Origin of the sequence: Thalassobacillus sp. B23F22_16 (genome assembly GCF_043496955.1) — a bacterium.
GTDB lineage: Bacteria > Bacillota > Bacilli > Bacillales > Halobacillaceae > Thalassobacillus > Thalassobacillus devorans_A.
The window spans coordinates 40,229-65,359 of sequence record NZ_JBIEKD010000004.1 but is presented as its reverse complement, the minus strand read 5'-3'; the positions used below and the strand labels follow the sequence as shown (position 1 = coordinate 65,359).

At 44.9% G+C, this 25,131-nt stretch carries 19 protein-coding genes, 2 tRNA genes and 1 other annotated feature; of the genes, 13 read left to right on the top strand and 8 right to left on the bottom strand.

Features of this window, described 5'->3' with window-relative positions; translation table 11 throughout:
• Positions 1 to 41: 41 nt before the first annotated feature.
• From gyrB to ACGTNI_RS05180, 3 genes are all read left to right on the top strand, one after another.
• Positions 42 to 1,952, top strand: coding sequence for a DNA topoisomerase (ATP-hydrolyzing) subunit B (gyrB, locus tag ACGTNI_RS05190; protein ID WP_394460668.1), 1,911 nt, complete (start codon positions 42 to 44; stop codon positions 1,950 to 1,952).
• Between the two features lie 166 nt (positions 1,953 to 2,118).
• Positions 2,119 to 4,650 carry a DNA gyrase subunit A gene (gene gyrA, locus ACGTNI_RS05185; RefSeq protein ID WP_394460490.1) on the top strand — a complete coding sequence of 844 codons (2,532 nt, stop codon included), beginning with the start codon at positions 2,119 to 2,121 and terminating at the stop codon, positions 4,648 to 4,650.
• A gap of 93 nt (positions 4,651 to 4,743) precedes the next feature.
• Positions 4,744 to 5,835 (top strand): HD-GYP domain-containing protein, encoded by a 1,092-nt coding sequence (locus ACGTNI_RS05180; RefSeq protein WP_394460488.1) that lies wholly within the window; start codon positions 4,744 to 4,746, stop codon positions 5,833 to 5,835.
• A 44-nt stretch (positions 5,836 to 5,879) separates the two neighbouring features.
• Here the strand turns inward: ACGTNI_RS05180 and ACGTNI_RS05175 are convergent, their stop codons facing one another.
• Positions 5,880 to 6,824, bottom strand: a complete 945-nt coding sequence (locus ACGTNI_RS05175) for a YaaC family protein (protein WP_394460486.1) — start codon at positions 6,822 to 6,824, stop codon at positions 5,880 to 5,882.
• A 151-nt stretch (positions 6,825 to 6,975) separates the two neighbouring features.
• Between ACGTNI_RS05175 and guaB the strand changes: the two genes are divergently transcribed.
• The 6 genes from guaB (at position 6,976) to ACGTNI_RS05145 (ending at position 13,551) form a co-directional block, all read left to right on the top strand.
• The gene (gene guaB / locus ACGTNI_RS05170; protein WP_394460484.1) at positions 6,976 to 8,445 is read left to right on the top strand and encodes an IMP dehydrogenase; all 1,470 of its coding nucleotides are present in this window, start codon (positions 6,976 to 6,978) and stop codon (positions 8,443 to 8,445) included.
• Positions 8,446 to 8,551: 106 nt separating this feature from the next.
• A complete protein-coding gene (locus tag ACGTNI_RS05165) occupies positions 8,552 to 9,883 on the top strand; it encodes a serine hydrolase (RefSeq protein WP_394460482.1) in 1,332 nt (443 codons plus the stop codon).
• Between the two features lie 115 nt (positions 9,884 to 9,998).
• Positions 9,999 to 10,883 (top strand): pyridoxal 5'-phosphate synthase lyase subunit PdxS, encoded by an 885-nt coding sequence (pdxS, locus tag ACGTNI_RS05160; RefSeq protein WP_394460480.1) that lies wholly within the window; start codon positions 9,999 to 10,001, stop codon positions 10,881 to 10,883.
• Positions 10,884 to 10,899: 16 nt separating this feature from the next.
• On the top strand, positions 10,900 to 11,490 hold the full coding sequence (pdxT, locus tag ACGTNI_RS05155) for a pyridoxal 5'-phosphate synthase glutaminase subunit PdxT (protein WP_085506642.1): 591 nt from the start codon (positions 10,900 to 10,902) through the stop codon (positions 11,488 to 11,490).
• A 38-nt stretch (positions 11,491 to 11,528) separates the two neighbouring features.
• Positions 11,529 to 11,747: a binding site (T-box leader), on the top strand.
• 56 nt (positions 11,748 to 11,803) lie between these two features.
• On the top strand, positions 11,804 to 13,078 hold the full coding sequence (gene serS / locus ACGTNI_RS05150; RefSeq protein ID WP_394460478.1) for a serine--tRNA ligase: 1,275 nt from the start codon (positions 11,804 to 11,806) through the stop codon (positions 13,076 to 13,078).
• Positions 13,079 to 13,458: 380 nt separating this feature from the next.
• Positions 13,459 to 13,551: transfer RNA gene (locus ACGTNI_RS05145), tRNA-Ser, on the top strand.
• A gap of 113 nt (positions 13,552 to 13,664) precedes the next feature.
• On the opposite strand, the gene ACGTNI_RS05140 is transcribed toward ACGTNI_RS05145, so the two are convergent.
• Together ACGTNI_RS05140 and ACGTNI_RS05135 are read right to left on the bottom strand one after the other, a co-directional pair.
• Positions 13,665 to 14,351 carry a deoxynucleoside kinase gene (locus ACGTNI_RS05140; RefSeq protein ID WP_085506644.1) on the bottom strand — a complete coding sequence of 229 codons (687 nt, stop codon included), beginning with the start codon at positions 14,349 to 14,351 and terminating at the stop codon, positions 13,665 to 13,667.
• Entirely contained in the window at positions 14,348 to 14,989 is a 642-nt protein-coding gene (locus ACGTNI_RS05135; RefSeq protein ID WP_394460476.1) for a deoxynucleoside kinase, read from the bottom strand. The genes ACGTNI_RS05140 and ACGTNI_RS05135 overlap by 4 nt, the downstream gene beginning before the upstream one ends.
• Before the next feature lie 176 nt (positions 14,990 to 15,165).
• Here ACGTNI_RS05135 and ACGTNI_RS05130 point away from each other — a divergent pair.
• Positions 15,166 to 15,238, top strand: a tRNA-Arg gene (locus ACGTNI_RS05130).
• A 51-nt stretch (positions 15,239 to 15,289) separates the two neighbouring features.
• On the opposite strand, the gene ACGTNI_RS05125 is transcribed toward ACGTNI_RS05130, so the two are convergent.
• Together ACGTNI_RS05125 and ACGTNI_RS05120 are read right to left on the bottom strand one after the other, a co-directional pair.
• Positions 15,290 to 15,436 (bottom strand): hypothetical protein, encoded by a 147-nt coding sequence (locus tag ACGTNI_RS05125; RefSeq protein WP_394460474.1) that lies wholly within the window; start codon positions 15,434 to 15,436, stop codon positions 15,290 to 15,292.
• Between the two features lie 59 nt (positions 15,437 to 15,495).
• On the bottom strand, positions 15,496 to 16,464 hold the full coding sequence (locus ACGTNI_RS05120; RefSeq protein WP_394460472.1) for a bile acid:sodium symporter family protein: 969 nt from the start codon (positions 16,462 to 16,464) through the stop codon (positions 15,496 to 15,498).
• Positions 16,465 to 16,705: 241 nt separating this feature from the next.
• On the opposite strand from ACGTNI_RS05120, the gene ACGTNI_RS05115 reads away from it, so the two are divergent.
• From ACGTNI_RS05115 to ACGTNI_RS05105, 3 genes are read left to right on the top strand one after another with little or no spacing between them, the layout of a single operon-like run.
• Positions 16,706 to 17,854: a CaiB/BaiF CoA transferase family protein gene (locus ACGTNI_RS05115; RefSeq protein WP_085506646.1), complete on the top strand. Its 1,149-nt coding sequence runs from the start codon at positions 16,706 to 16,708 to the stop codon at positions 17,852 to 17,854.
• A gap of 24 nt (positions 17,855 to 17,878) precedes the next feature.
• Positions 17,879 to 19,081, top strand: a complete 1,203-nt coding sequence (locus tag ACGTNI_RS05110; protein ID WP_394460470.1) for an acyl-CoA dehydrogenase family protein — start codon at positions 17,879 to 17,881, stop codon at positions 19,079 to 19,081.
• Positions 19,082 to 19,094: 13 nt separating this feature from the next.
• Positions 19,095 to 20,549: an NAD-dependent succinate-semialdehyde dehydrogenase gene (locus ACGTNI_RS05105; protein WP_394460468.1), complete on the top strand. Its 1,455-nt coding sequence runs from the start codon at positions 19,095 to 19,097 to the stop codon at positions 20,547 to 20,549.
• A gap of 197 nt (positions 20,550 to 20,746) precedes the next feature.
• Here the strand turns inward: ACGTNI_RS05105 and ACGTNI_RS05100 are convergent, their stop codons facing one another.
• Genes ACGTNI_RS05100 through ACGTNI_RS05090 form a run of 3 tightly spaced genes read right to left on the bottom strand, consistent with a single transcriptional unit; the run spans position 20,747 to position 25,129 of the window.
• On the bottom strand, positions 20,747 to 21,901 hold the full coding sequence (locus ACGTNI_RS05100; protein ID WP_394460466.1) for a saccharopine dehydrogenase family protein: 1,155 nt from the start codon (positions 21,899 to 21,901) through the stop codon (positions 20,747 to 20,749).
• Between the two features lie 33 nt (positions 21,902 to 21,934).
• Entirely contained in the window at positions 21,935 to 23,431 is a 1,497-nt protein-coding gene (locus tag ACGTNI_RS05095) for an aldehyde dehydrogenase family protein (protein ID WP_394460464.1), read from the bottom strand.
• Between the two features lie 33 nt (positions 23,432 to 23,464).
• Positions 23,465 to 25,129 carry a thiamine pyrophosphate-dependent enzyme gene (locus ACGTNI_RS05090; protein WP_394460462.1) on the bottom strand — a complete coding sequence of 555 codons (1,665 nt, stop codon included), beginning with the start codon at positions 25,127 to 25,129 and terminating at the stop codon, positions 23,465 to 23,467.
• Between the last annotated feature and the right edge of the window lie 2 nt (positions 25,130 to 25,131).

Here is a 25,131-nt window from a genome sequence, read left to right as displayed (position 1 = left end):
TCTGGAGGGAATGTAGGTGAAAAACCGTGAGTGAAGAAGCAATGAAAAATCGCGAATCTTATGATGAGAATCAGATACAGGTATTAGAAGGTTTAGAAGCAGTCCGTAAACGTCCGGGTATGTATATCGGTTCAACCAATGAAAAAGGACTTCATCACCTGGTATGGGAAATCGTCGATAACAGTATCGATGAAGCAATGGCCGGTTATTGTGATAAAATCCAGGTCATTATCGAAGAAGACAACAGCATTACGGTTACAGACAATGGCCGTGGAATTCCTGTCGGTATGCACGAGAAAGCGGGACGTCCGGCCGTAGAAGTCATCATGACGGTCCTTCATGCGGGCGGTAAGTTCGGGGGCGGCGGATATAAAGTATCCGGCGGGCTCCATGGTGTAGGTGCCTCTGTCGTCAACGCCCTTTCCACTTACTTGGAAGTGTTCGTCCACCGGGATAGCAAGGTTCATTACCAAAAGTTTGAGCGCGGTGTTCCAGTCGGAGACTTGAAAGTGATTGATGACACAGAGATTACAGGGACACGAATCCATTTCAAGCCGGATCCGGAAATCTTCTCAGAAACGGAAGAGTACAATTATGATACGCTGGCCTATCGTATACGTGAGCTTGCCTACCTGAATAAAGGGTTGACCATTTCTATCCAGGACAAGCGTGTCGAAGAACCAGAAGAGAAAGATTTTCATTATGAGGGCGGAATCGTCTCATATGTTGAGCATATGAACCGGACGCGCGAAGTCGTTCATGAGCCGTTCTATGCAGAAGCAGAGCAGGATGAAATTGCAGTGGAAATAGCACTTCAATACAATGATGGCTTTGCCAGCAATATTTACTCTTTTACTAACAACATTCATACCTATGAAGGCGGGACACACGAATCCGGGTTTAAGACGGGATTGACGCGTGTCATCAATGATTATGCCCGCAAAAACAATATGTTCAAAGAGAATGATCCTAATCTGACTGGTGAAGATGTGCGGGAAGGATTGACGGCGATCGTTTCAATCAAGCACCCTGATCCGCAGTTTGAAGGTCAGACAAAGACGAAACTTGGAAACAGTGAAGCTCGTACGGTGACCGATCACTTATTCTCTGAAACTTTTTCTAAGTTCCTTTATGAAAACCCGGCAATGGCCAAAGTGATCGTAGAAAAAGGTCTGATGGCTTCACGGGCCCGGATGGCAGCTAAAAAAGCCAGAGAACTGACACGTCGTAAAAATGCTTTGGAAGTATCTAACCTTCCAGGTAAGCTGGCTGACTGTTCCTCCCGTGACCCGAATATCAGTGAACTATATATCGTTGAGGGTGACTCGGCCGGCGGTTCAGCAAAACAAGGGCGAGACCGTCACTTTCAGGCGATTCTGCCATTACGAGGAAAAATTATCAATGTCGAAAAAGCTCGATTGGATAAGATTTTGTCTAACAATGAAGTACGTGCCATGATTACAGCCCTTGGTACAGGAATCGGGGAAGAATTTGACCTAGCAAAAGCACGTTACCATAAGGTTGTCATCATGACGGATGCCGATGTCGATGGTGCACATATCCGTACGCTATTGCTGACGTTCTTCTATCGATATATGCGTCCATTGATTGAAAGCGGGTATGTTTATATCGCTCAGCCGCCGTTATATAAAGTTACACAAGGAAAAGCTATCTATTACACTTATACAGACAAGCAGCTGGATGAATTGCTCGGTCAACTTTCTAATTCTCCTAAACCTAGCTATCAACGTTACAAGGGTCTTGGCGAAATGAATCCAGAACAGCTCTGGGAGACGACCATGGACCCGGAAACAAGGACGTTGAAGCAAGTGAATATGGAAGACGCCATCGAAGCGGATGAAACGTTTGATATCCTGATGGGAGACAAAGTAGAACCACGTCGTAATTTTATTCAAGATAATGCTCAATACGTCAAAAACCTCGATGTTTAATCAATCGAGACTTTGAAATAGGAAATATTTTTGATAAATCATTCACAAGGAACATTCCCTTTTCAGATAACAGTAAAGTTTGTAATCTGATAGATAGAAATGCATGAAGACTGCAGTTTTATAGCTGTGGTCTTCCTTCCTCACATGTGATAGGAGGTAATTATTCATGGTGGATCAACCCAATCGTCCACGAGTCCAAGAAGTCAATATCAGTCAGGAGATGCGGACTTCGTTTCTAGACTATGCCATGAGTGTCATCGTAGCCAGGGCGTTGCCGGACGTAAGAGATGGATTGAAGCCTGTTCATCGAAGGATATTATATGCAATGCATGACCTTGGTATGCATTCCGATAAGGCTTATAAAAAATCCGCCCGTATCGTCGGTGAGGTCATCGGTAAGTATCACCCCCATGGCGACTCAGCTGTTTACGACACGATGGTACGGATGGCGCAGGATTTTAACTATCGTTATATGCTAGTCGACGGGCATGGAAACTTCGGTTCTGTCGATGGTGATGCGGCGGCTGCGATGCGTTATACAGAAGCACGTATGTCGAAAATATCCATGGAAATATTACGTGATATCAACAAAGATACCATCGATTATACCGATAACTACGACGGCGCAGAAAAAGAGCCAGTTGTACTGCCAGCTCGTTTCCCGAACCTGCTGGTAAACGGCACATCAGGGATTGCAGTTGGTATGGCCACAAATATACCGCCGCATCAGCTTGGTGAAGTTATTGATGGCGTCTTGGCGTTAAGTGAGGATCCAGACATCACCATCCAGGAACTGATGGAGAACCATATCTATGGACCGGATCTTCCTACTGCCGGCCAAATCCTCGGTCTAAGTGGTATTCGTAAAGCTTATGAAACCGGTAAAGGCTCGATTACTATCCGGGCAAAAGTTGAAATTGAAGAGCAGTCAAACGGGAAAGCCCGCTTGATTGTGACCGAATTGCCATATCAAGTGAACAAAGCCCGCCTCGTAGAAAAAATTGCTGAGCTTGCCAGAGATAAGAAAATTGATGGAATCACGGACCTTCGTGACGAATCCGATCGAAACGGCATGCGGGTAGTGATTGAACTTCGTAAAGATGTCAATCCGAATGTAATGCTTAATAACCTCTATAAACAAACGGCTTTACAGACTTCTTTCGGTATCAATATGCTGGCTTTAGTTGACGGTCATCCGAAAGTATTGAACTTGAAGCAAGTACTGGAGCATTACCTGGAGCATCAAAAAGTAGTCATTAGACGCCGTACGGCCTATGAACTTAGAAAAGCAGAAGCACGGGCACATATTTTGGAAGGTTTGCGCGTGGCCCTTGATCACCTTGATGAAGTTATCACGTTGATTCGTGAATCGAAGACAACAGAGATAGCCCGTGAAGGCCTGATGACCCGGTTTGAATTGTCAGAGAAGCAGGCTCAGGCTATCTTAGATATGCGTCTCCAGCGTTTGACTGGTTTAGAGCGTGAAAAAATTGAGGATGAATATCAGGAGCTCGTAAAATTGATTGCCGAGCTTCGCGCGATTCTGGCAGACGAAGAAAAGGTATTGGAAATTATCCGCGAAGAATTGATCGAAGTTAAAGAACGTTTCAATGATTCTCGCCGGACAGAAATCGTTATTGGCGGAACAGACTTCATTGAAGATGAAGATTTGATCCCGGAAGAAACGATCATCGTGACATTGACTCACCAGGGTTATATCAAACGCCTTCCAGCTTCTACTTATCGCACCCAGCGCAGGGGCGGACGAGGCGTGCAGGGTATGGGCACACACGAAGACGATTTTGTCGAACATCTGCTGTCCACATCCACCCATAACACCTTGTTGTTCTTCTCGAATAAAGGCAAGGTTTATAAGGCAAAAGGCTATGAAGTCCCTGAATTTGGACGGACTGCCAAAGGGATTCCGATCATCAATATGCTCGAAGTCGAGCGGGATGAATGGATCAATGCGGTCATTGCCGTCGAGGAATTTGTCGATGACTGGTATTTCTTCTTTACGACACGGAAAGGGATTTCCAAACGGACCTCCATTTCCCAATTTGCCAATATCCGTAAAGGTGGGCTGATTGCCCTTAACCTTCGGGAAGAAGATGAATTGATATCTGTGCGCCTTACCAATGGTAAGAAAGATATTATGATCGGTACACGGGATGGTATGCTGATCCGCTTTGAAGAAGATCAGGTGCGTACAATGGGACGAACAGCAGCCGGAGTCAAGGGGATTTCGTTACGCGATGGTGATGAGGTCGTGTCGATGGAAATCCTGGAAAATGACCTGCAAGTGTTGACCGTCACCGACAAAGGTTTCGGAAAACGCACGCCTGCCGGCGATTACCGGATTACTAATCGGGGTGGTAAAGGAATTTTGACATGCAACTTGACAGAACGTAATGGCAAAGTAGTTGCCGTCAAAGCGGTCACTGGCGAAGAAGATGTCATGATCATTACTGCAACGGGAGTATTGATCCGCATGCCGATGGAGGGAATTTCCGAAACCGGCCGTAACACCCAGGGAGTACGATTGATCCGTCTGCAGGAAGACGAATCAGTTGCTACCGTAGCTGTGCTTGAACCGGAAGAAGAGGAAGAGGTACAGGAGGAAGCGCAGGAAGCTGCAGAAACAGTGCTAGAAAACGAAGAAACAACTGAAGAAAGCCCATCAGACAACGAAGAATAATTATAAACTTCATAAAGTGTAGGTAAAGCCGTCCGATATTGTATATAGGGCGGCTTTATTTTTATTTAAGATATGGAAGTGAGGTATCAGAGCGTGCAGGTTCATCCGTCACAATTAATCCACGGCTGCATCATTACAAAAGATGTCTTCGGAAAAACAAATCGACCATTGATCTCTAAAAATACCGTGATCAAAGCTATACATAAACAGGTACTGGATCGCTTTCTCATCAAAGAAGTGGAAGTAGCGCCAAAATTGGCTTCTGGCGAAGTATTCCATCCGGAACCTTTAGATGAACTCAAAGAAGGTCAGCCCACCCTCGATGAATCATCACTTCCGGTAACGTTTAAAGAGCAGTATCTTCATGCAGTTCAAATATATAAGCAATGGTTTGCTGAATGGCAGGCAGGGGCGTCTCTCGATATTGGAGCGATTCGGGAATTATTTGTGCCTTTACTTAAGCAACTAATTAATCAATCAAGAAAAGATATTCTCTTGCTTCCTCAATATTCTTCGAAACAGGATTACTTTTACCATCATGCAGTATCGACTGCTTTCATCGCTGCATTCTTAGGAGAGAGACTGGGGATGAACCAGGGAGAATGGCTCCAATTAGGATTAGCAGGATTATTAAGTGATGCTGGAATGGCTAAACTTAATGAATCTATTTTGAAGAAGGACACGGTATTAACAAAGGAAGAATACCAGGAAATAAAAAAGCATCCGATTTATTCCTATCGAATGGTTGAGAATATCTCCGCTTTAAGTAAGGCTGCTAAATTAGGAGTTCTACAGCATCATGAACGGTTGGATGGAAGCGGCTATCCGCTCGGTACCCATAAAAAGAAAACCCATTTGTTTGCCAGAATTATCGCTGTGAGTGATATGTATCATGCGATGACCACTGACCGTTTATACCAGAGCAAGCAATCACCTTTTTTAGTGATGGAACTGATGATGAAAAAACAGTTCGGGCGCTTTGATCATACGGTTGTTCAGGCATTTGTCAAAAGCATGAGCAATTACACCACCGGAACCAAAATAAAGCTTTCCGATGGACAAATAGGCGAAATCGTCTTTACCGAAGCGTCTCAGCCCACCAGGCCGATGGTCAGGCTGGACAGTGGAGAAATTATAAATCTAACAGAAGTGCAGGATCTCTATATCCGCGAAATCCTAACTTAAAGCTGACATAGGACATAGCTTAACCCGGACTATTATAGTCCGGGTTATTTTTGTGCTATTAACCATAGTTGGACCATTTTTTCTGTTTCCTCACTGGTAAGGGCAATGAAGTGGGTAAGTAATGCATAATCACTGGTATCGCGGATATGATGCAAATCCATCCACCATTCCACTTCGTAGCGGCAAATCATACTGAGATTATAGAGCAGCATATAGTGAATCATCATTTCAGGTAGATGATCAGCAGTGTCTCTGGCATATGGCGTATAAAAAGCTTGCTTCGTACTGGAAAAGTAGAAGGGATGAGATAAATAAGGCTGAAAGGGTTCCTTTAACTCGATCTGCAGCACATCGTTATCTTTTACCCATCTTGTTACTTGATAATTAGCAAATCTCTGTTTAACCTTTCGCTCGGTTAATTGATGATCAAAAATACGGGATAAAGGAATCTCAAAGCTTTTTTCATTCAACTCAGCAACCTTGAATAGCGGCTCTTTCCCCTTCCATTGGTAAATTTCCTGCATATCCGGAAGCAGTTGCATCAAATCTGCCATAGTCGCCTTGTCACTCCGAAACGGGGAAGAGTCAAAAAGACGTTCACAGGCGTAGGCAAATAACCCTTGAGGCTGAATTTTCACTTCATCCTGCGAGAAGGAATAGTTCTGTTTTTTTCTTTTCCTGGTACTCAGTCCATGAGCAAGTACTTTCGACGAGGAGGGATATTCAGGGTCCTTAACAAGAAGGCAGGCTTTCAATAAATGACCAAGACCATAAAAATACAGGACAGGCTGAACCGTTACAGGGGATGATTTACCGGTCGCAATAAACTTTCTGCCATGTTCCAGAAAATAACAAAACCGTTCGCTATTCCGATAGGCTTTTGATTTGGCTTCTGAAATCGCTTGTTTTTCATAACAATCCATCAGATAATTCCGGGTATTCGGCACTGATTGTAAAAAGGTTAAAAAAGACTGATTATTCTGAAGCAAACCGTATTCCTCCTCTCCATGAATTTACTGTTGAAAAAGCTGTTTTGTTGGCGTATTGTAAATAACAATAAGAGTTACGAAACCACCACTATACCACTAGTTTAACCCATTTTTACCCAAACTATTTTTAATGAAAAGGAGAGGATCGAGCGTGCGTGAGGATAAGTTTGCCAAAGAAGGTTTGACGTTTGATGATGTGTTGTTAGTACCAGCTAAATCAGAGGTATTGCCAAGAGACGTATCGGTTGCAACAGAATTGTCACCAACATTGAAGTTGAATGTGCCAGTTTTAAGTGCAGGAATGGATACAGTTACCGAAGCAAAAATGGCAATAGCGATGGCCCGTCACGGTGGACTTGGAGTCATTCATAAGAATATGTCGATTGAGGCACAGGCTGAGCGTGTCGATCGTGTAAAACGCTCCGAAAGCGGCGTTATTACAGATCCTTTTTATTTAACCCCGGAACACCAGGTGTTTGATGCGGAGCATTTGATGGGGAAATATCGGATTTCCGGTGTACCGATTGTCGATAATGAAGAGAACCAGCGGCTGGTAGGAATCATTACTAATCGGGATCTCCGCTTTATTGACGATTATTCGATTGCTATTTCGGAAGTGATGACACGCGATGACCTCGTGACAGCACCCGTAGGGACTAATTTGGAAGAAGCAGAACGAATCTTGCAGCAATACAAAATAGAAAAGCTGCCACTAGTTGATAGCGATAATGTCCTCAAAGGCTTGATTACCATCAAAGATATCGAAAAAGTCATCGAGTTCCCGCATGCTGCTAAGGATGAACAGGGACGACTGCTTGTTGCTGCTGCAGTTGGGGTGACGGCAGATGCCATGACCCGCGTGGACAAGCTGGTGGACGCTGGCGTGGATGCCCTCGTAGTAGATACGGCCCATGGCCATTCCCGTGGAGTATTGGATCAAGTAGAGCGGATCAGGTCCAAATACTCGGATGTTAATATCATCGCAGGGAATGTCGCTACCCAAGAAGCAACCAGGGAATTGGCGGAAGCAGGAGCAAATGTAATCAAAGTAGGTATTGGTCCTGGCTCGATTTGTACGACACGAGTCGTTGCAGGAGTTGGAGTTCCGCAAATTACGGCTGTGTATGATTGTGCCGTCGAAGCGGAAAAACACGGAGTATCCGTAATCGCTGATGGAGGAATTAAGTATTCCGGCGATATCGTCAAAGCTTTAGCTGCTGGTGCTCATGCAGTAATGATCGGAAGCATGTTTGCAGGGGTAGCGGAAAGTCCTGGAGAAACAGAAATTTTCCAGGGACGCCAGTTCAAAGTCTATCGTGGCATGGGCAGCGTCGGTGCTATGGAAGCAGGATCGAAAGACCGTTACTTCCAGGATTCCGAAGAAAAGAAAAAGCTTGTGCCAGAAGGGATCGAGGGACGTGTTCCATATAAAGGCCCATTGGCAGACACGCTGCACCAGTTAGTCGGCGGTATGCGTTCAGGTATGGGGTATTGTGGAACAGCTGACCTGCCGACACTTCGCAAAGAAGGAAAGTTCATCCGGATTACTGGAGCAGGACTTCGTGAGAGTCATCCCCATGACGTACAGATTACAAAAGAATCTCCAAACTACTCCATTTAACCTAGATATAATTTCGTAGACAGGGACTATTCCCTGTCTATTTTTTTGTGTAAGCCTGTGATAAAATAACAAAGATGCATAATTTATACCGTGGAGGTCGAGTAAGTTGAAACAAACGTTTAAAACATCATGGCTGGTAGTGATGGCGGTAATGATCACCCTGGTCGGGTTCATCCAACCGAATACTACATACGCACAGATTGATATTAAAGCAGAATCTGCTATTTTAGTAGATGCAAACAGTGGACAAGTCCTGTTTGATAAACAATCAGATGTGGCTTTGCCACCTGCCAGTATGACAAAGATGATGACAGAGTACCTGGTGCTTGAAGCGATAGAGAATGGCGAGATTAGCTGGGATACGACTACCCAGATCAGTGATTACCCATATAGCATATCTGCTGACGATACCTTTTCCGGGGTCGGTTTGAGGCAGAATAAAGATTATACGGTCCGTGAATTATACGAAGCGATGGCAATCAACTCAGATAATGCTACCACTATTGCCCTCACGGAACTGATTGCAGGATCAGAAGGCGAATTCGTCAAAATGATGAATGAAAAAGCAGAGGAAATGGGCTTAAAAGAATACCAGTTTGTCAATTCTACCGGACTGCCGAATAGTAGTTTAGGAGATAACTACCCGGAAGGGACACAACCGGATGATGACAACTTACTTTCTGCTCGGGCATCTGCTTTATTAGCTTACCATTTAGTAAATGACTATCCAGAAGCTTTGGAAATTTCCAGTATTACAGAAACAGAATTCGATGATCAGACCATTCGTAACTGGAACTGGATGCTTCCGGACATGCCTGGTTACCTGTCTCAATACGGTTATGAAGGCATGGACGGGATGAAGACAGGATATACCGACCTCGCAGGATACTGTTTTACAGGAACTGCAGAACGGGATGAAAACCGTTTGATTTCTGTAGTAATGAAGACCGATAGCGAAGAAGCCCGATTTGAAGAAACACGTCGTTTAATGGAGTATGGTTTCCAGCAGTTCGAAAGGCAGGAGTTGTATCCAGCCGGTCATCAAAAAGATGGTGAATCCGAACTTCCTGTCGCAAAAGGAAAAGAAAAGCAGGTAGGAATTGAAACCGGGGAAGCCGTGCAAGCTATGATTAAAAACGGCGAAGAAGATAAGTATGAACTGAACTTTATTGTAAACGAAGATAAATTGAATGATGAAGACAAACTCGCAGCGCCGATTGAAAAGGGAGAACAAATTGGGACAGTGGAACTTGTCTACAATGGTGAGAATTCCCATGGCAACATTCTGGACGGCCAGCAGGATGATAAGAGCATCCCGTTGGTGGCCACAGAGGCTGTCGAGAAAGCAAACTGGTTCATGCTGACGCTTGGAGCAATCGGAGACTTTTTCAGTGATATCTTCACCAGTGCTGTCGATACCGTAAAAGGATGGTTTTAATCCAGATAAAACCGGTAGGCAATTTAGTATAGAGTGCGTTATAATAATTAAATAGTGCATGAATTTGAACTCTTTTGAAGTTAACTATATATAAAGAAATGGGAGGAAATAGATTATGTCTAAAGTAGGTACTGATTTAGTAAAACGTGGGATGGCGGAAATGCAAAAAGGTGGCGTCATCATGGATGTCGTCAACGCAGAACAGGCGAAAATCGCAGAAGAAGCAGGTGCGGTTGCCGTAATGGCACTGGAGCGTGTCCCTTCTGATATTCGTGCAGCAGGTGGAGTTGCCCGTATGGCTGATCCGACTGTTACAGAAGAAGTATTGAACGCCGTATCCATTCCAGTAATGGCAAAAGCCCGTATTGGCCATATTGTAGAAGCTCGTGTTCTGGAGGCAATGGGCGTTGATTATATCGATGAAAGTGAAGTATTGACTCCGGCAGACGATATTTATCATATTAACAAAAGAGATTTCACGGTTCCTTTCGTATGTGGATGCCGTGATCTTGGAGAAGCGACCCGCCGTATTGGAGAAGGTGCTTCCATGCTTCGTACGAAAGGTGAACCAGGTACAGGGAATATCGTAGAAGCTGTCAATCATATTCGTAAAGTACAATCTCAAATCCGTCACCTTCAATCATTAGCTGAAGATGAAGTGATGGTATTTGCAAAAGAAAACGGTGCGCCATTCGAAACCCTTATGCAGATCCGTGAAGAAGGACGTCTTCCAGTCGTAAACTTTGCTGCCGGTGGAGTAGCGACACCTTCTGACGCAGCCTTGATGATGCAATTGGGAGCAGACGGTGTATTCGTCGGTTCTGGTATCTTCAAGTCTGACAACCCGCAAAAATTTGCCCGTGCGATTGTTGAAGCTACCACTCATTATGATGATTACAAGCTGATTGGTGAACTTTCTAAAGGTCTTGGTACAGCAATGACTGGAATTGAAATGTCCACATTGACTGCAGCAGACCGTATGGCTGACCGCAGCGAATAAAAAGGAGACATGCATCATGACTAAAATCGGTGTATTGGGACTTCAAGGAGCTTTTCGTGAACATATTCGCTCTGTCGAAGCTTCTGGCGCTGAAGGCATCATCGTCAAGCGCGTAGAACAACTGGACGATTTGGACGGTTTAATTATCCCGGGCGGTGAAAGTACGACAATGCGCCGTCTGATCGATAAATATAATTTCCTTGAGCCATTACGTGAATTTGGTAAACAAGGAAAGCCTATTTTCGGCACATGCGCAGGCATGATTCTGCTTGCTTCTGAAATTGCAGGAACAGACAATGTCCATTTAGGACTGATGGATATCAAAGTCGAACGCAATGCGTTTGGACGTCAGCGTGAAAGCTTTGAGACCGATTTGGATATTAAAGGTGTAGCGGAAGGATACAATGCTGTATTTATTCGTGCCCCTTATATTTTAGAAGTCGGACCGGAAGTGGATGTCCTGGCTACCCACCAGGATAAAATCGTATTAGCACAGCAAGGTCATTTACTGGCTTGTGCTTTCCATCCGGAATTGACCGATGACCATCGATTGACGGCACATTTTGTCGAGATGGTGGAAGAATCAAGAAAATCACTTGCATCCTAAGTGAAAATTCGCTATTCTTTATAAACAACAATTCTATTTCCAATGCTATGACAGGAACTAGTAGCACGTTCCCTTTTCCAAAGAGAGTCAGTGGCCGGTGTGAACTGACGAAAAGGGCTTGTGAATCCATCCTTGAGCAGATTTGCTGAACCATCAGTAGGCAAATCCGGTGATTCGCCGTTAATGAAGATGAGCCGGGAGACATGTTTGTCTCCAATCAGGGTGGTATCGCGGGAATATAAACTCTCGTCCCTATTTTTATAGGGATGAGAGTTTTTTTAATAGCTAAAATAATCATAAGGAGGAAACAACCATGCTGGACATGAAATACTTACGCAACAATTTTGATGAAGTAAAGAGCAAATTACAGAACCGCGGAGAAGACTTGTCTGATCTCGATAAATTTGGTGATCTGGACAGCCGCAGACGTGAATTGATTGCAGAAACAGAAGAATTGAAAGCAAAGCGCAATGAAGTCTCAAAAGAAATCTCTGTACTGAAGCGGGAAAAGAAAGATGCCGATCATATGATCAAGGAAATGCGTGAGGTTGGAGACCGCGTCAAGGAACTAGACAACGAACTGAAAGAAGTCGAAGAGCAGTTGGAGACAATGCTGTTATCCATTCCTAATATCCCGCATGAAAGTGTACCGGTTGGGGAAGATGAAGACGACAATATTGAAGCACGTCAATGGGGTGACCTTCCAGACTTCGGTTTTGAAGCTAAGCCGCACTGGGACCTGGCAACAGAACTTGATATCCTTGACTTTGAACGTGCTTCCAAGGTGACAGGAAGCCGGTTCGTATTCTATAAAGGACTTGGAGCCCGACTTGAACGAGCCCTGCTTAATTTCATGATGGACCTCCATGCAGACGAACATGACTATCAGGAAATGCTGCCTCCGTATATGGTCAACCGTACAGCGATGACAGGCACCGGTCAACTGCCGAAATTCGAAGAAGACGCGTTTCGCATCGCTGGCTGGGATTATTTCCTGGTGCCGACAGCAGAAGTGCCTGTTACCAACTATCACCGGGAAGAAATTTTGGACGCTGAGGACCTGCCAAAGAAATATGTGGCATTCAGTGCATCTTTCCGTTCTGAAGCCGGCTCTGCCGGACGCGATACGCGCGGGTTGATTCGCCAGCATCAATTCAATAAAGTGGAGCTGGTCCAGTTTTGCAAACCGGAAGAGTCTTATGACGTATTAGAAGAACTGACAGCTAATGCAGAAAAGGTACTACAACTATTGAAGCTTCCTTATCGTGTCATGAGTATGTGCACCGGAGATCTTGGCTTCACGGCAGCTAAGAAGTATGATATCGAAGTATGGCTGCCAAGCTACAACACGTACCGTGAAATCAGCTCCTGCTCTAACTTTGAAGATTTCCAGGCTCGTCGTGCCGGTATCCGGTTCCGACGTGAAGCAAAAGGCAAGCCGGAATTCGTCCATACTTTAAATGGCTCTGGCCTGGCAATCGGACGTACCGTCTCTGCTATTTTAGAAAATTACCAGCAGGAAGACGGCTCCGTAATCGTACCAGAAGTCCTGCGTCCATATATGGGCGGTAAAGAAGTAATCAAATAAAAGTTATACGAACGAGCCTGAAACTAACTCAGGCTCGTTTTTAATATCTAAAAAATAGGGATCTGGCCTGTTTTTTCATCCACCTATTAAAATAAATCGCCGCTGATGGGCAGGAATAGGATAGCTATAATTTTGTATATTTCTATACAGTCAATATGGTAAGCAGGCAGGAAAATGACGAGACTCCAGCGGGAAGAAGAGATAGACGAGACCCCGCAGGGAGGAACGACCGAGGAGGCTCGGCGTCTTTCCCGCGGAAAGCGAGTTGTTTCCAGGCCTGCTTATGTTCTACAAATTAATTATCACAAAATTTAATCTTTTGGTTTTTGCGTTGACAGTAAGACAAGGGGCATGATATATTTTTATTTGTTGGACAAGACGGAGGAGTACCCAAGTCCGGCTGAAGGGAGCGGTCTTGAAAACCGCCAGGGGGTTTACGCCCCGCGGGGGTTCGAATCCCTCCTCCTCCGCCATATTTACAAACAAAGCGCATAAAATTTGGAGATTATATGAAAAGTCGTTGCCTCTGGTAACGGCTTTTTTCTTTCTTTATATAAAAAAAGAAAGCCCTCATGAGGCTTTCTTTTTATTTTGTCAGTAAGCGGCTGGAGCGCCATTTCCGTGACTGATTAATGAAATGACCAATCTTTTCTAAGACAGGCTCGATGCTGTTTTCATCATTGATAACATCGTAGTCCGCGATATTCAACCGCAGAATCGGGCAAGAATTGAAGTTATCAATCCAATTTTCATAGCGCTGGAACATCTCCTCCCAGTAAGAAACCGGAGTTTGCTGCTCCATCGGACGTCCACGATTCTGAATACGCTCTAAAATATCTTCAAACGATCCTTCTAAATAAATCAAAAGGTCAGGATGAGGGAAGTATGGCGTCATCACCATGGCATCAAAAAGGTTCGTATACGTGTCATAGTCTGTTTCAGACATTGTCCCTTTTTCATAATGCATGCGGGCAAAGATGCCTGTATCTTCATAAATCGAGCGATCCTGGATGAACCCTCCGCCATATTCAAAGATTTTCTTCTGTTCCTTGAAACGTTCAGCAAGGAAGTAGATTTGTAAGTGGAAGCTCCACCGTTCAAAATCATAATAAAACTTATCCAAATAAGGGTTAGTTTCGACTTTTTCTAAGGATGTACGAAAATTCAAAGCGTCGGCCAGTGCGTTGGTCATGGTAGATTTACCGACACCGACCGTGCCTGCAATCGTGATGACACTATCATGGGGAATGCCGTAACGTTCTCTAGCGTTCATGTGATAACTTCTCCTTTGTGTAGATGGTATTCAACCTGATCAAGAATATAGCGGAGATCATCCTGGTGTTTGACGAAATCGAGCTTATCCCCATCGATTCGAATGACTGGAATCTCAGGATGTGTCATTTCAAAGTGATTCATAAACTCTTCATAATCACGAGAGAGCTGCTCCAGGTAGGAAGGCTGGATATTCGCTTCGACACCGCGATTGCGCATACGAATACGCTCCAGCAGAGTGTCGAGACTTGCATCAAGATAAACCATCATGTTTGGACGCGGCATATCGTTCGTCAATATATCATAAATTTGTGTGTATTTCTCAAATTTTTGTTCCGGCAATGTACGACGTGCAAAAATCATATTCTTTGTAATATGGTAATCAGCCACTACTGGCTTATTCTGGCGTAAGTATTTCGTTTCTATATCTTCCAGCTGCTTGAACCGGTTGCATAGAAAGAACATTTCCGTCTGGAAGCTCCATTCTTCGATGTCATTATAAAACTTTCCCAGAAAAGGATTCTCCTCGACGATTTCCTGCAATAGATGGAAATCAAAATGGGAGGCGATCTTTTTCGACAGGGAGGTTTTTCCGACACCGATTGGCCCTTCCACAGCAACAAAAGGCAGTTGTCCCATCTCTTCTCCTCCTTACCCAACAATCAAGAGACATAATTCGATACGTTCAGACAGACAGCTTATATTTTACCACAGAAATGGCAGGAATGGACAGGTAATGACAGAATTTGCGGATATGAAATCTTTTCAAATCACAATATCTTTTGTATAATATACTTTGTGCCTGCTAACTTCGTGCCCCCGTAGCTCAGGGGATAGAGCATCGGTTTCCTAAACCGTGTGCCGCAGGTTCGAATCCTGCCGGGGGCGTACAACATAGAAAAAGCGCCGCATTCCTTGGAATGCGGCGCTTTTTTTCATTTACCGGTGTGTGTAAGCGATCAGAATGACCGGTTCGCTGGAATAGGCTTTTAGCTTTCCTTCCAAGTCCTTAACTTCTTTAAGCATTTGGTCATTCAGGGTCGCTGTATCATATTCTTCCATCCCACGCAGTTGTTCTTCTAACATCATACAACCTCTTTCCTTAGTGAAGTTGCACTTAGGTTATGCAATACAATAGAAAGTAATCAGCTCACGCTGAATTTCTTCTTCGATACTTCCTGCGGCTCCCGCTCTTTCTGCTTGCGGTAAATCGTCGCAATGATCGGACCGGAAATATTGTGCCACACACTGAAAATCGCACTTGGTACGGCTGCCAATGGACTAAAATGAGCGGCAGCAAGTGTGGCCCCAAGTCCGGAATTTTGCATGCCGACTTCAATAGAAACCGCCCGTTGTTTGGACGCATCCATCCCCATCATTCTTCCCAATCCTAAACCGATCAAGTAGCCAAGTACATTGTGCAGTACTACGATGGCGAAAATAATAGCTCCAGTCGTGGCGATCTGCTGTTGATTCACTCCGACTACTGCAGTAACAATCGCAACAATGGCGATAACCGAGACTAATGGAAAAGCCTTTACTCCTGCTTCTACTTTACTGCCAAGCAACGCTTTTACGATAAAACCAAGCAATATTGGAATAAGGACGATATTGACGATCGATAAGAATAACGCACCTGGAGAAATAGGCAGCCATCTGCTTGCTAACAGTAAAACTAATAAAGGTGTGAGTACCGGTGCAAGCAAGGTAGACACGGCAGTTATCGCAACAGAAAGTGCCGTATCGCCTTTTGATAAATATGTCATGACATTCGATGATGTTCCGCCTGGACAACATCCTACCAGTATAACGCCGGCCGCCACTTGAGGCGATACAGGAAGCGATACGGCAAGAATGAATGCCAATACTGGCATAATAAGAAATTGCGCTCCAACACCGATAGCAACGTCTTTTGGTCTACGAAATACTTCCTGGAAATCCTTTGCTGATAATGTCAGCCCCATGCCGAACATGATGATTCCTAATAATGGAGTAATGTAGGGAGCGATCCAGGTAAATGCTGGTGGATATATGAAAGCAACGACGGCAAACAGGACGACCCACACCGCGAATGTACTCCCCATGAAACTGCTGATTTTCTCTAGTATCTTCAACGAAACTCACTTCCTTTTGATAAATTAATGATTGATTATACATTATAATCTGAAAAATCTAAACCTTTTTTTGATAAATTATTTAAAGCATTAATGCTTTTATTTATAAAAGCGATAGAAGTAAGGAATTCCTGCTTTATGGACATGTTCTTTTACATAAAATCATAACTATGAAATAAGCAAATAAAACAACGAGACGTCATAGGATAAAGCTTTGAAAGAAATGAGGTGATGGAGCGTAATGAAGGGTGCATTATCTGACATCAAAGTGCTTGATCTATCACGGGTTCTTGCAGGTCCATATTGCACAATGATACTTGGAGACTTGGGGGCAGAGGTTGTAAAAGTCGAAGCTCCCGGCGGCAGTGATGAAACAAGGAAATGGGGACCGCCTTTTCAGAAGGGTGTCAGTGCCTATTATTTATGTGCCAATCGAAATAAGAAAAGCATTACAGCTGATTTGAAAAGTGAAAAAGGAAAAAAGAAAATCATGGACTTAGTCCGTGATTTTGATGTGGTCATCCATAATTTCAAAGCGGGGACGATGGAACGAATGGGACTGGGTTATGACGATTTGAAACGGATGAATCCCGGGCTTGTTTATTGCAGCATTACTGGATTTGGAGAGACAGGCCCTTATAAAGATTTACCTGGATATGATTTTATTATTCAGGCCATGAGTGGGTTGATGAGTATCACGGGCGATGAGCAATCCGGCCCACAGAAAGTCGGTATAGCCATTACTGATGTGCTGACAGGACTGTACGCTTGTATCGGCATCCAGGCTGCATTACTGGAAAGAATAGCTTCCGGAAATGGTCAAAAAGTCGATCTCGCTCTCTATGATACAGCGGTTAGCTCCCTCGTCAATATCGCCAGCAATTTCCTCATGTCAGGGAAAGTGCCCAAGCGACTAGGGAACCATCATGCCAATATTGTCCCATATCAGACCTTTCCGGCGGCAGATGGAGAAATGATAGTAGCGGTGGGAAATGATCGTCAGTTCCAGCGTTTATGCAAGCTATTAGGAATGGCTGAAGTGGCAGAGGACCATCGTTTTTCTACTAACCCGGCCCGCGTGGAAAACAGAAAAGAGCTGACAGCTATTTTACAAACAGTATTCCAGAAACAGCCGGCAACCTATTGGAAAGTCCATTTAGATAAAGCGAAAATACCATGCGGTCCGATCCAGGATTTGAAGGTATTAACGAAGGATCCTCAGCTGGCGGCAAGAGAAATGTTTTTCTCTATGGCTCATCCTAGAGCTGGCGAAATTAAGATGGTAGGGAGCCCGTTGAAGTTGTCGAGAACCCCGGTTTCCTACCGGTATCATCCACCGGAAGCCGGGGAGCATCAACAGGAATTTTTTAACGAGGAGAAAAAGGAGTAAAAATAGTGAATGGAGGATACATGTATGAATTTTGACTTTACCGAAGAACAGCAATTATTACGTAAGATGACACGTCAGTTCGTGGATAAGGAAATCGTTCCGAATATGCGCACGTGGGATGAACAAGGCAGTTTTGATCCTGCTGTTCTAACCAAATTGGCGGACTTAGGACTGATGGGTGTCTGCATTCCGGAAGTATATGGCGGTAGTGGAATGGATTATAATTCCCTCGCTATTGTTTGTGAAGAACTGGAAAGGGGAGATACAGCCTTCCGTACGGCCGTATCGGTCCATATCGGGTTGAACAGTCTTACTTTGCTGCAATGGGGAAATGAAGGACAAAAACAAAGGTATCTGATTCCTCAGGCTAAAGGTGAGAAGATAGGAGCGTTTGGCCTGACAGAACCAGGGGCAGGGTCGGATGTAGCGGCGATACAGACAACAGCTGCCAATAAGGGCGATCATTATGTATTAAATGGGCAGAAAACATGGATATCGCTATGCGATACAGCTGATCATTTTATCGTTTTTGCTTATACCGATAAAAGTAAAAAACACCATGGGATATCAGCCTTTATTGTGGAACGCAGCACAGCTGGTTTTTCCTCAAAAGCTACCAAAGGAAAGCTTGGAATCCGCGCGGGTAATACCGGTGAATTATTTTTTGAAGACGTAAAAGTACCGGCAGAAAATCTACTCGGAAAAGAAGGAGACGGTTTCAAAATAGCCATGTCCGCTCTTGATAATGGCCGTTTTACGGTCGCAGCAGGAGCATGCGGTCTGATAATGGCCTGCCTGGAAGCGAGTATCGATTACTGTCATGAACGCAAAACATTTGGTCATGAAATAGGAAAACATCAATTAGTACAGCAAATGATTGCCAATATGGAGGCGGGACTCCAGATGAGCCGGTTACTCGTTTATCGTGCCGGAGAGTTGAAAAACAAAGGAAAACGAAACACGAGGGAAACTTCGTTAGCAAAATGGCAGGCTTGCGACTTTGCTAATAAAGCAGCTGATGATGCGGTTCAGGTACACGGTGCTTATGGGTATTCTAATGAATATCCTGTTGAACGACATTTACGCAATTCGAAAGCGCCTGTCATCTATGAAGGAACACGGGAAATCCATACGATCATGCAAGCGCAATATGTTCTTGGTTACCGGAAAGATAAGCCGTTGGATCATATGCTGCCAGCCTGGCCATATGAACCAGATGAGCAATAGGGGGGAGTTCTGATTGATCACTTTTGAAGCTTATGTGCCAAGTATTTATATTAACGGCAGGTGGAACAGTGCATCTTCACGAAAAAAAACACCGGTACGTAATCCAGCGACGTGGGATATCCTTACCCATGTGTCTTATGGTGATGATATCGATACAACAAATGCCATTGAAGCTGCCAGTAAAGCACAAAAACAATGGGCATCTTTGTCACCAAGGAAGCGTTCCTCTATCCTTTATAAAGCGAATCAGCTTATGAAAGAAGAGGAAGACCGTTTAGCAGCGGTTCTTACAATGGAGCAGGGGAAGCCACTGCGCGAAGCAAAAGGAGAAATCAAATCGGCAGCCAGTTTCTTATTATGGTATGCCGAAGAAGCGAATCGCCTGTACGGGGAATGGATCCCGTCATCGATTGAATCAAAACGGCTTTCTGTCATTCCACAGCCTGTCGGGGTAGTGGGAGCAATCACCCCTTGGAATTTCCCGGCTTCGATGATTACCAGGAAAGTCGCTCCTGCGTTAGCGGCAGGCTGTGCTGTCGTTTTGAAACCAGCTTCTGAAACACCATTAACAGCAATTGAAATTGTAAAAATCCTTGAAAAAGCAGGGGTGCCAGACGGGGTGGTGAACCTCGTAACTGGCAATTCTGCCAAAATAGGAAATGCGTTACTCCATCATGAAGATGTCCGGCTGATTACTTTCACTGGTTCAACGGAAGTAGGCAAGCATTTAATGCGAGAAAGTGCCGATCAAGTAAAAAAACTTTCCCTTGAACTTGGGGGGCATGCCCCTATTATCGTTTTTGCCGATGCCGATTTGGATCAGGCGGCGGAAATGACATTGGCAAGTAAGTTCCGTAACAGCGGTCAGACATGTATCTGTGCAAACCGCGTGTATGTGGAAGCTGACATTTGGAATGAGTTCAAACAAGTATTAGTAGAAAAAGTAGAAGCAATGCGCCTCGGTGATGGACTTGCAGAGGAGGTGGACATGGGTCCATTGATTAACGAAGGGGCAACCGATAAAGTGCATGAGCAGGTGATGGATGCCCTCGCAAAAGGCGCTGAAATCGCATGTGGCGGTAATCTATGGGAAGGCACAGGCAAAGGACATTATTACTTGCCGACCGTCCTATCTGGCGTCAAAAACGACATGCTGGTCATGAACGAGGAGACGTTCGGTCCCATTCTTCCGCTCCAGTCCTTCACAAGTGAAGAAGATGCAATCAACGCAGCCAACGACAGCGAATATGGATTGGCCGCATACTTTTTCACGAAGAATCTTGACCGATCCGTCCGGGTCGCAGAAAAGCTGGACTACGGTATCATCGGCATCAATGATGTCTTTCCTGCTGTAGCAGAAGCACCATTCGGCGGCATCAAGCAATCGGGTTTCGGAAAAGAAGGCGGACACCATGGCATCCATGAATATGTGGAATTAAAATATATATCGATGGGAATTAAGAACTAGAGGCACCCTCTGGGAAGTTCATTTCGACTTCTCAGGTTTTTTTTATTCTCTTAAATCAGCTAAAATGTCTCATTTCCTAGAAATTTGTCTCACATAAGTTCGTCGTTTAGAAGTTTAAGCTACAGGTGTCGTAAAAAAACAGCCCGAATACCGATATTTGGTATTCGGGCTGTTTTATCTATGTGTTCTTTCTATATTTACTTCCATTGTTTTGTTTCTTTAATGTTCACACCACGCTTTGCCATCTCTTCAATATAATTATTTCCCGGGACGATTTGTTCCGGAGGATAGACACCACGCTTCTCAATCGTGCCATTTCCGAGCATTTGAGCGACTACAGATATAGTATTGGCCGTAGCTCTCGCCATTGCTGTTACGTTATTTTTCCGATCTTTAAAGGTAGCCATTTCGTAAGTGTAAGTAGTGGCATGCCCGTCTTTTTCTCCCGATACTAACACCCTTAGAAGGACAGCATCATCCTTCTCCTTTAAATCAACTATCGGATCCAACACTTTCAGGAATACTTCCCGAGGGCTTACTTTTGCTCCTTTAACTTCAACAAAATAATCATTTCTTGTCAGGTTCAAATCGACAAGGAGCTTGAATTTTTCAGCGTGGCCAGGGTAGCGGATCGTCTTATATTCTAGCGTATCTAAGTAAGGGTAGGAGTAGGATAAGGTGGATGTACCCCCGGCAGTATGGAAAGCTTCTAATGGACCGAACTTTTCAAAGTTTATGCGTTCAATTTCTGATAAAGAAGGGATCTCCTGTTTCATTCCATTTCGAATAATCAGAGCGGGATCGGTATAGTGATCGAAAACACCTTCCATGGAAAAGACATGATTATATTCAAAAGGAGGTTCCGGCTGGACAGGGATGCCGCCAACATATAGTTTAATAGATTTCGCTTGATCAAGCTTGCTGACGCCATATCCCGACAAAATATTTATCATACCAGGAGCAACCCCTAAGTCCGGGATTAATGTGACACCGGCGGCCTTTGCTTCTTCCTTGAGCTTTAAGACTTTGTCCGTCATATGGCCGATATGGCCTCCTAAATCGACAGAATGGACACCGGCTTCGATTGCTTTTTTGGCGACAATTTCATTGAATGAGTAAAACAGCGCGTTGATCACTACGTCATAATTTTTGATAAAGTCCCCTAATTCCGTTTCATTGGTGGCATCGAGCTGAGCAGCACCAAGGATGGGACTGTTCAGTTGCCGGCACACGTCTTTCGCTTTCTGATAATCAACATCCGCCAGTGCGACATGTTTCACGCCTGGACTTTGCACCAAGTCGCGGGCGGCTTCCTTTCCCATAAGTCCGGAACCTAATACGGCTACCTTCATATAAAAACCTCCTTCACTTACTTGAAAAATACTCTATTGTTCGGTGTCGATTTGTGCCCGTTGCAATTTACCGCTGAAATCGACATAGACGCTCTTCCATTCGGTAAATACGTCTAATGCAGCGAGTCCGGAATCACGGTGTCCGTTTCCTGTCCCTTTTGTACCCCCAAATGGCAGATGGATTTCAGCGCCGATCGTTCCGGCATTGACATAAACGATTCCTGTATCCAGATCACGCTGGGCAGCGAATACCTGGTTCACATTTTGGGTGAAGATGGAGCTCGATAACCCGTAGCTTACTTCATTATTGATCTCGACCGCTTCTTCGAGACTTTCTACTTCAATTAAAGAAACGACAGGGCCGAAAATTTCTTCCTTCGCAATCCGCATCGTGCGATCCACATCGGTAAATAGCGTAGGGACGTAGTAATAACCAGCATCTTCTTTATCCTCATGAAGCGTATAGCCTCCAGCTAGAAGTACAGCGCCTTCTTGTCTTCCGATTTGTACGTAGCGGTCGATTTTTTCTAGCGCGCCAGCATTAATGATTGGGCCGACCTTCACCGTCTCATCGAGTCCGTTACCAACCGTCAGCTTCTCCATTTCTGTCATCAGACGCTCCGTTAATTCTTCCTTCACATCTTTGTGGACGATGACCCGGCTGCAGGCGGTACAACGCTGGCCGCTTGTTCCGAACGCGCTCCAGAGAATTCCTTCGACAGCTAATGATAGATCGGCATCATCCATGACAATGACGGCATTCTTACCGCCCATTTCCAGGGATACTTTTTTTAGCTTCATCCCACACTTACTCGCGATATTCTTCCCAGTCTCGTTCGAACCGGTAAAAGAAATGACCCGGATGGTGTCATCAGCTACCATCGCTTCCCCGACATCACTGCCAGAGCCGAACACGACATTCAATACGCCATTTGGCAATCCGGCTTCTTCAAAAATTTTCGCCAGCTCATAGGCCATAATCGGTGTCTCGGTTGCCGGCTTCCAGATGACGGCATTGCCAGCAACGATAGCCGGGAAGGACTTCCAGGTTGCAATAGCAATCGGGAAATTCCACGGCGTAATGATACCGACAACTCCCACGGGAGCACGGACACTCATAGCAAATTTATTCTTCAATTCTGATGGGGTAGTTTGTCCAAACAGTCGGCGACCTTCGCCAGCCATATAAAAAGCCATATCGATGCCTTCCTGGACTTCTCCTCGTGCTTCTTCCAGTACTTTTCCGTTTTCCATCGTCAACAGTCTGGACAGGTGTTCTTTTCTTTCTTTCATCATGCTGCCGACCCGGTATAGCAATTCTGCCCGCTGTGGAGCCGGAACAAGTGCCCATTCTTTCTGCGCCTTTTTAGCAGATTTGACAGCGGCTTGTACATCATTTTCCGTTGATAAAGGTACTTTTGTGATTGTCTGTCCAGTTGCCGGATTTACAACAGCTGTATAGTTGTTACGATCCGGCAGCACCCATTGTCCATCAATGTAATTGACCAGTTTCTTCTCGATATTGACCATAAGAAACCCTCCCAATAAAAATAAATATAACGTTTACTTTTTTCTTAAATCTTCGATTGTCCGCTTCGCTGAAATTTGATTCTGATCCATCGGCACTTCAATGACAGTCGGCCGATCATTATTAACCGCCTTACTTAAGACATATTTAAAATCCTCCAGACTATTCACGAAAAAACCGTCGGCTTCCACACTTTTGGCTATTTTGGAAAAATAAACGGTACCTAAATCGGTCCCCGATACGCGATGAGGAAAGTGAATCTCCTGATGCATGCGGATGGTTCCGTACATCTGGTTGTTAAAAACGATACAGATTACAGGAATTTGGTAACGGACCGCTGTTTCTATTTCCTGCATCGTCATCATGAAGCCGCCATCCCCTGATAAGGAAACGACTGTTTTATCCGGGGAGGCGAGTTTGGCACCTAACGCTGCCGGCATCCCGTATCCCATTGCACCCGATGTCGGGCCTACATAGGTCTTTTTCTGTTTGAACTGGTAAAAGCTATGGAGCCAGCCGGCAAAATTGCCAGCATCATTGGTAATAATCGCATCTCCCGGCAGCATTTCCTGCAGACAAGTAATCACCTGGTTATTGGTGATTGTTTCGCTATCATCTGGTGCCAGGCAGGAGGCGGCTTCGTAACAACTTCTTCTTTCCTGCACCCACGGTTTCCAAATTGGAGAAGCGATTTTCGTTGCAGCATTCATAAGCTGCAGTGCTGATTTCATATCAGCTACAATCCCCAGGTCAGGAGCGAAGGATTTTCCCAGCACCGATGGCGTGATATCGATATGAATCAACGTTTGTTCCGGTGAGATAACCGAATAATCCTGTGTCGTCACTTCAGAAAGACGTGTACCTAGCGCCAACAGTACGTCTGCCTGCCGTACGGTATCCAGTACTCCTGGATTGGTTCCCAGCCCAAGATGTCCCACGTATAAAGGATGGTCGTTTGGAAAAACATCCTGTCTCCGGAACGCAGACAAAACCGGCAGGCTGTTTGCTTCCGCAAAAGCGAGCAGCTTGTCTTCTGCATCCGCATGTTTTATACCTCCGCCGGCAATGATCACTGGTTTTTTCGCTTGTTGCAGGTAGCTGTTCACTATTTCAATCTCTTCTAAAGAAGGGGAAGGTCTCGGTTTGCTAACCGGAGCAGCGAATGTCATGTTTTCTTTAAAACGAAGAACATCTTCCGGAAGTGAAACGATGACAGGACCAGGGCGACCAGTCTGGGCAATCCGAAAAGCTCGCTGTACCAGCTCAGGAATTCGCCCCGCATGGGTGATTTCCACAGCCCATTTAGAAATAGGCTGGAAAAACTGGACTAAATCCACTTCCTGAAACCCTTCCCGGCCTAAAAAATGGCTGTCTACTTGTCCTAAAAACACCACCATCGGGGTCGAATCCTGGTAGGCGGTATGGACACCTATCGACAAATTGGCAGCCCCGACGCCTCGAGTCGCCATCACGACCCCAGGTTTGCCGGATGCTTTGGCATATCCTTCTGCCATGAAGGAGGCTCCTCCCTCATGACGGGCAGAAATCAATTGGATGCTCGGTTCCCCGTAGAGTTCATCTAACACAGGTAAATAGCTTTCTCCGGGAACACAGAAAACTTTTTCGATGCCTTCATTTTTTAAACACGTGACAACCCCTTTGGCGCCACTCATTCTGGAGGCTTGGTTTGGTGGTTTCATAC